This is a genomic window from Pseudomonas sp. ANT_J12 (genome assembly GCF_008370045.1).
In the GTDB taxonomy this organism is placed as follows: Bacteria; Pseudomonadota; Gammaproteobacteria; order Pseudomonadales; family Pseudomonadaceae; genus Aquipseudomonas.
Genome location: NZ_VOBN01000022.1, coordinates 83,745 through 90,661, shown reverse-complemented (window position 1 = coordinate 90,661; position 6,917 = coordinate 83,745). Strand labels below are relative to the sequence as shown.

At 45.2% G+C, this 6,917-nt stretch carries 6 protein-coding genes and 1 pseudogene; 3 read left to right on the top strand and 4 right to left on the bottom strand.

Annotation, left to right across the window (positions count from 1 at the left end):
- The 3 genes and pseudogenes from FQ192_RS28835 to FQ192_RS28825 form a co-directional block, all read left to right on the top strand.
- Positions 1–408: pseudogene (locus tag FQ192_RS28835) on the top strand (hypothetical protein); the annotation flags it as partial.
- Between the two features lie 64 nt (positions 409–472).
- Complete coding sequence (locus FQ192_RS28830; RefSeq protein ID WP_149661568.1) at positions 473–661, top strand: hypothetical protein; 189 nt, start codon at positions 473–475, stop codon at positions 659–661.
- Between the two features lie 66 nt (positions 662–727).
- Positions 728–1,093, top strand: a complete 366-nt coding sequence (locus FQ192_RS28825; protein ID WP_149661567.1) for a histone-like nucleoid-structuring protein, MvaT/MvaU family — start codon at positions 728–730, stop codon at positions 1,091–1,093.
- Positions 1,094–1,543: 450 nt separating this feature from the next.
- Here FQ192_RS28825 and FQ192_RS28820 read toward each other — a convergent pair whose 3' ends face one another.
- From FQ192_RS28820 to FQ192_RS28805, 4 genes are all read right to left on the bottom strand, one after another.
- Positions 1,544–3,304: a zinc ribbon domain-containing protein gene (locus tag FQ192_RS28820; RefSeq protein ID WP_149661566.1), complete on the bottom strand. Its 1,761-nt coding sequence runs from the start codon at positions 3,302–3,304 to the stop codon at positions 1,544–1,546.
- Positions 3,305–3,308: 4 nt separating this feature from the next.
- On the bottom strand, positions 3,309–4,022 hold the full coding sequence (locus FQ192_RS28815; protein WP_149661565.1) for a hypothetical protein: 714 nt from the start codon (positions 4,020–4,022) through the stop codon (positions 3,309–3,311).
- 485 nt (positions 4,023–4,507) lie between these two features.
- Positions 4,508–5,239, bottom strand: coding sequence for a hypothetical protein (locus FQ192_RS28810; RefSeq protein WP_149661564.1), 732 nt, complete (start codon positions 5,237–5,239; stop codon positions 4,508–4,510).
- Positions 5,240–5,545: 306 nt separating this feature from the next.
- Positions 5,546–6,571 (bottom strand): hypothetical protein, encoded by a 1,026-nt coding sequence (locus FQ192_RS28805; RefSeq protein WP_149661563.1) that lies wholly within the window; start codon positions 6,569–6,571, stop codon positions 5,546–5,548.
- Positions 6,572–6,917 lie beyond the last annotated feature (346 nt).

Here is a 6,917-nt window from a genome sequence, read left to right as displayed (position 1 = left end):
GTAGAGGTACACTTTTTCAACGCTGGCATTGGGACGCATCATGGTGATGGACTCCTGATGGAAATCGGGAGCACAGCATCAGCCGTCAGCTATCCGCTTGGAATGTGGGGTTCATGGAGCGGATACGAACAACACATTGCCGAGGCACAAAGGGAATACCTTGCCATCAAGAAAACGGTCATGTTACTGGCCGAGAAAGTATTGGAAGAGCAGTGGAACGAAGAAGCCCAGGGACTGATGGAAAAGGGCGCCAAGCTGTGGGCAGTCAAAAGGATGCTGGGGGACGATCAAATCAGCCTAAGAAGGTTGGTGCTTCCTAAAGAAGGCGAAGATTTCCACGCGTGGGGCAGTCGAGAGCTGGCTGAGCGTTCCTATAAGTACAACGAGCAAGACGTTCTAACGTTGTAAACGCCCAGACACCTGAAACAGCCTACGCATGTGGGCTGTTTAAAAGCCCATCAGGATAAAGATCATGACCAGTAAAATTCAAAGTAGCGCAAGCTGGAGCGACACCTTGAAAGCGCGCAAAAATCATCTAACCGCGCTACTCAAAATAGTTGACATCAAAACTGGAAAAGCTTCGAAGGTGCAGACACTGACAGTCAATTCGATCAAGGCTGAAATAAGCCACGTCGAAAGCCAGTTGAAGGGCCGACCATAACGATGAACTTCTAAGCTGTTGTACTATTCAGATTAGTATCTTCAAAACACATGTCAGGAAAACCCAATGTCCAAACTTGCTGAATACCGTCAACTTGAAAAACACCTTGCAGAACAACTCGAGGCTTTGGAGGCACTGAAGAGCGACGGCGCGTTGAAAAAAGAAATTGAGTTTGAAACCAAGCTGCGCGAGCTGCTCGATCAATACGGCTTCAGCCTCAAGCACATCATCAATCTGCTGGACCCTAATACCTCGGCTCGCCGCCAAACCTCAGCTCCAGCTGCGGGCACACGCAAACCACGCGAAGTGAAGGTGTACAAAAACCCGAATACCGGTGAAGTGGTCGAAACCAAGGGCGGGAACAACAAAGTGTTGAAAGAGTGGAAGGCAAAACACGGCGCCGACGTCGTCGAGGGATGGCTGAAAAAGTAAAAATAGCCTCACCTGAAAAAGGGCCCAGCCGGGCCCTTTTTGCTGCCGGCCCTAAACCCAAAAAGTCGACATCTGGTAGATTCGTGGCGACAATGCTCCACAATTACAGCTCTTCCCACGAGAAGGATTAATGACAGTCCTCGGCCATATCGACCTTCGCGACAGGCAGCTATCGGCCACAAGCGGTCACTCGCAAGTGGCTTTTATCGGCCAACAACGGAAGGTCATCGCGTTAGCCATCTTACGATCAAAGGCGTCAATTGCGACCGATATAAGTCGTCCCTATCTAAGTGCTGACCGCAGGTTGGAGCAATGAGCCAAAGACGCATTCATATATAGAAGTGAGGGGTCGATAAAGGCTACGGACCCCAGATTGCTTGCGAAATTCACGAAATTAGATAGTGCTAAATAATTCCGTAGATAATAATTAAACCTATAACTGAAGAGTTATCAGCCAGAGATAAATTCATCTGCTGCGTTCTTAATAATCCTCGAACGGACATCTTTAATATAAGCAATCGCCATAAGCTCATCTCTTTTGGCTTGAACCACCGATCCAACGGTAGAGAACTTTGGCCGAATTCGATTTTTCAACCGTTCGCTCACTGAAAGCCCATCAATAGGCTCCTCAAGCAAAGTGCTAACTATTGAAACTTCCGTGATCTTATTGCCACAGTCGCTACAAAATTTTGCATTTTGTTGAAGTGGAGTGTTGCATTCAGAGCATGTTTCGGTCGGTAATAATAGAGAATCTAGATAGATCTTTATCTGTGGGTCTGCGGATGAAAACTCACGATAATCAGTCAGGCTTAACCGAGCTATAGCATCCGGAGTTCTAGATGTATCAAATCCTTTTTCAGTAGCCATCATCGCTAGGTTGATCATATATCGTGGCCCGGTTCCATTCGCAATCTTAACAGTCCCAAGTTGCGATACCATGCCGGAATAACTTAGGATATCTAAAGCCATCTTTAAATTAGGAGACATATCGCGCTGAAGTGTAAAAAAAACCGATTGGTATTCGCTTTTTGTCTTTCTATGATTTTTCGTTCTTACTTCGGGAATAATGTATCCTCTAAGCAAATCAAGACCAACTCGAATATGAGATGAATACTTAGGTAGTCTCTTAGAAAGGCTTTGATGATAAGGGATTAACGCCTGATCTACATAGTTCTGAACAGCTAATCCGACAGATCGTTCTGAAAGAGCAGCGTTGCCGGATAAGGAACTGTTCAATATATGCAGCAATGCTCGCGGGTTACCGTTTGATAAGTCTATACAAAGATCAAGTTCCGCGCCCCTCGGGAATATTTTCTTTCGTAAACCGCTTGTTTTCGGTAAGCGTTTTTCGAGAATCGATCGAAAGTGCAATCGATTCTCACGGCGCCCAGACTCACCTGGATCGAATCGGACCACTGGTAAAACTATTGCGTCCTGGCCTACCTCAAAGTTTCGTCCGTAATTAGTTACAGTCGGATACACTGCTGCTTTACAAGCGACCATGCCTCCGTGCAACAACTTGAATATTTCAAAAAATATATTCTGTTGGGCTGGGATGAACGTGTGTGCAGCCTCGTCAAAAAAGAAAACAATTTTATTGAGCGAAAATAGCTCGGCTACATCTTTTATTATATTCACCAAGAAACTGGTATCTTGAGCCTTCGCTAGGAAATCCTCACCAATCTGTCCAAGAATTTCAGCATGTGCGTTTCTACTAAAAGCAAGCTTTTGAAGTAGATGGATTTTTTCCTCAAGCATTGCTTTAGTTTCGAGTACTGAAGAAACTCCGAAAACTCGCTGGTAAGGGTCTGCGACTCCAGTTTTTGCAATTAAATTTAGTGCAAGCATTTTTTCATGCAAAGCTTCTAAAATCTTTATATTGACCCAGATCTGAAAAGCATCCCGCTCATCCGCTTTTACACCTTCAAGCAATGTGCTGGTTTTGAAATTCACATAGACGCCCAGCTTTCTATCGACGGAGAAAGCTATATCTAACTCTATTTCAGCCATGCGAAGCAGCATCGACTTCCCAACACCCCGCGCACCTTCAAGTAGGTTTGCCCCACTCCCTTTTAAGGAGTCAATGATGCGTCGCTCGAAATCGCCTAATACTGATACCTGTTTGATTTGGTCGTAAAGTAAATCCTCACACCGAGCTGTTTGGAGAAGGTCCTCTCCGCTCAGTTGTGGAGCTGTGGTCTGCGCGCTCATGGGTTTAAGGCCTTTGAATTTGAGGGAGTTTTGAGTGAATTGTCGCTTCAAGTTCTGAGAATCGTCCAAACAGAAGGCAGATAACCGCATTCTGCGTTTTAACTATTAGCTCTAAGTGCTCAGCAAGGCCATTTGTTATTGTAGAGAATCGTTCTGGTGCTAATGCAGGTAGATCGGCAATCTTGCCGTGCACTGTATTACTGAGTATTCTATAAAGCGCTTGAAAGTTCGTTTGATCGCAAAAGCAGGCATTTGCCGATAGACCTTTCAGTTGCGTCATATACTCGAGATAACCCGATGAGTTCAAATGCGCAACCATAGCTGAGAAGCTTAAATCCTGATCTCGTTTTCTCCAGCCCCAATATTCATGTGGCATATCCCACATGTATACGGCAGAAAGCCCAAGCTCAAACGCTCTTCTAGCGGACATTCGAGCTGGAACAATAAGTCCAATTGAATTAAGGTACATTGCAATAGCAAAGTCGCTGAAAACCTCATCCAGTATTTCTGCGCACCCAGCTTTATGAGCGTCACCTCTGTTGCCGCTCAGCAGTGCTGATTTGAACTCACTAATTATTCTAGAATTAAGATCTATCGAATCTAAAAGAGGTGTGTTAGGAACGTCAATAGCTCCTCCTAAATTCGCACCGAAACTGTCATGAAGTGCGCTGAGGAGTTCTTTTACTGGCTGCCGAGGAGCGTGGGTTTCTTCTGCCAAAATGCATTTCCTTATGAACATACATGAGCCGGTATTGTTGAACACCAGCACACTATCGAAGCGCTGCTTGAAAAAATGAAAAATCCATCAATTTAGTATTCGCAAATGCACGCCAATACTGATTTTATAAAAGGGACGCTACCAAAACGCCATGATGCCGTCTACCACTGGACTGGTCGAAAACGCACGTTTTTTGGATAGGAAGGGGTAGACACCATAATATGGACAGAGCTCAGTCGAACGAAAGACCCGCCGAAAACGAGTAAGTATTCAACCCTCATCGTATTTGGCCCCTAACCGAGAGGTTTACTTCAATCGCCATCTGGGCAGCCATCAGGTATGGATTGGCCGGAATCGGTCACTGATGAGCGGCAGCTGATGGCCGATTTCTGCCCTTCGCGACCAGCAGCAATCGGCCGATAGCTGCCTTTCACGATCGGCAATTTTCGATAAAAAAACATCAGTCCTTACCGGCAGAGCGTCTGCTAACGTTTGGCCATATCGATCAACTGCACCTGATATCGATAGCGCGCCGCGATATGTCTGATCATGACGGCGCCAAGCGAAAGCCCGACAACCCCCGCGCCAATCATCATTAACGCCATGTTGGGAAAATTTTGGAAGGTAACTCCAGAGCTGATTGTGCTCCCGATCCAGCTGAGCCCACCTGCTTTATCTCCAAATTCTTTGGCAAAAAAGTATCCGGAAGCGAGCAGGCCCAGCACTGCACTTTTGTCTCCGAAAAAGTGAGCGACGCGGGCCTCAATACGTTTGATCTTCAGCTCAAGCCAGCACTTAGCATCGACAAGGGCTTCATCTTTGTGATTGGACAAGGCATAAACCATAGCTTGTTCGTGTTTGATGTCGTCCAACAGGTTTTGAAGCGAAATATCCTTCCATCGAAATAATATGACGCCGGTTGCCAGGATAGGTATTAGTAATGCCAAGATCGCCAGCAAGCATGAGAGGGTCACGATTATCAGTGCAACAAGCTTTACCCACTCATAGAGCGAGCCTCCGAAATATGCCCATGCTGCCAATCCCCACGCCGGTACCATTAACATGACAGCCATCCCCATACTCCAGTTGGAGATACGCTCAGCTCTTGATTCGAATCCGGTACGCCGCTGGTCTGCTGATCGGGGTTTGTATTGACTGAGCTCTGTAAGGACGTCAAGCGTTTCGTTGATATGGCTATTCTTATATGACGCATTCATGCAAAGAAGCTTCCTTGAAGTATGGCGTGATGGAAATCAAATGTTTGAATATCTCTCTGCTGCGATCTTTGTCGGAGGGGAATCGGGGACAGACAACGATTAATTTAGCGTCTGCATATTCATTTAAGCCAGGAGTTGTGGTCTGTCCCCGAATTATCTGCGGAAGCAAAATCTAAATATTGCAAGTGCGCGTGTCATTACTATAGGGCATAGGAAGTAATGCGACACTTCTTCAGTACGTTTTCTAATCATTGATGTTCTCGCCATTATTATAAAGCGCTGGCTCACTGGTAGGAGGCGACACTTCTATGACTTCATATTTCTGGCATGCTTTTCTCCATATTCTGCTCCCCCATTCTCGACCAGCCTTGCAAGCTCCTCCAGATGTATCGCTTCGATGTGCTCACCCTTTTTAAGCCAGTATTCAGTTTTCAAAAAAACCTCCTCAAGCTCGTTCGACATCTCCATTCGAGCCCGCCCGGAAAAATCGCAAAAATTATTATAAAACTCTCGCGAAAAGCGTAGAGCTGCCAACGTTTCAAGAGTTTTAACTCCCAGAGTCGACACTCCACCGTCACTACTATTCCATTTAACGTACACTCCACGTCGTGCCATGCCATGGATGATTTCTTTTATATGTAGAGCTTCAGCCGCGAGATAAATATTTAGCGAAGCATGAAGGTAGTCATTGACTCTAGCTTTTGAAGTTCCGCTCAAAACCGGAATAATAAAAGTAGCTGCCTGTTTTAAATGTCTTTCTACTTCATCAAATGACGCTTCATTCCTACTAGGCCACCCTTTTTCGGGAGTCCCACTAAAGAAACGCTTATGTAGGACTGGGTGAACTTTATATTCAAACGTTAACTCATCAAAATATTTCATCGGGTCAAAATCTGAAAAATAATCGAGCATGCCTTTTCGATGTGCCGAAAAAGCGTCTAAATTATTCTTAAATAGTGTTATTGATATTTGTTTTGCAGCTTGCTGTGTTGAATGAAATCGCGAGACAAGACTCGCTAATGGAAGAGAAATAGACATTATCGCCAGAGGTAAAATACTAATTTCAACAAACTTCCTGTATCCTTCCGCACTCAGATTTATGCTGTAACCACTCCAGACCCAAATTCCGAGGCCCAACCCTAAATTCAAGGGTAATCCAATAGCTAGCCATAACAGCCCCTGCTTAACTAGTCCGTGCTCTGGCCTCAATTCAAAAACTGAAAGAAACTTGCTTTTTATATTGTTGCCAGATCCAACGCAATACATCACACCTAGAATAGTTAAAATCACTGGAGTGACGACTGTTACCGCAAGACAAACCATGCTAAACATGCTTTTTTTCATATGAATTATCACAACTTATTAGCAAAACATTTTCGTTTCTTTCTGGCCTCCCCCTTGTTGGGAGAGCACGACTTGGCAACCAGTTCTTATCGGAACAAGCGACGCTGCCTAAAGAACGATGTTTTGATTGAAACGTCCTTCTTTTTGCTTTACACCTGAATCATAAATCCGACTCCTGCATTCCTTAATTGGCAATTTTTTAGCAGGGGCTAGCACCAACTCGAACGTCCGCTTCTCGCCGAAAATGAATTATTGCAGGATTAGGAAAATGCCCTCCGGCACACTCGATGATGGAGGGCTTCCAGCCTTTGGCTAGTCACCAGGTTTGTGCTTG

Coding starts and splice junctions, on each gene's coding strand:
- FQ192_RS28830 (WP_149661568.1), top strand. CDS start 473: ATGACCAGTAAAATTCAAAGTAGCGCAAGCTGGAGCGACACCTTGAAA.
- FQ192_RS28825 (WP_149661567.1), top strand. CDS start 728: ATGTCCAAACTTGCTGAATACCGTCAACTTGAAAAACACCTTGCAGAA.
- FQ192_RS28820 (WP_149661566.1), bottom strand. CDS start 3,304: ATGAGCGCGCAGACCACAGCTCCACAACTGAGCGGAGAGGACCTTCTC.
- FQ192_RS28810 (WP_149661564.1), bottom strand. CDS start 5,239: ATGAATGCGTCATATAAGAATAGCCATATCAACGAAACGCTTGACGTC.
- FQ192_RS28805 (WP_149661563.1), bottom strand. CDS start 6,571: ATGTTTAGCATGGTTTGTCTTGCGGTAACAGTCGTCACTCCAGTGATT.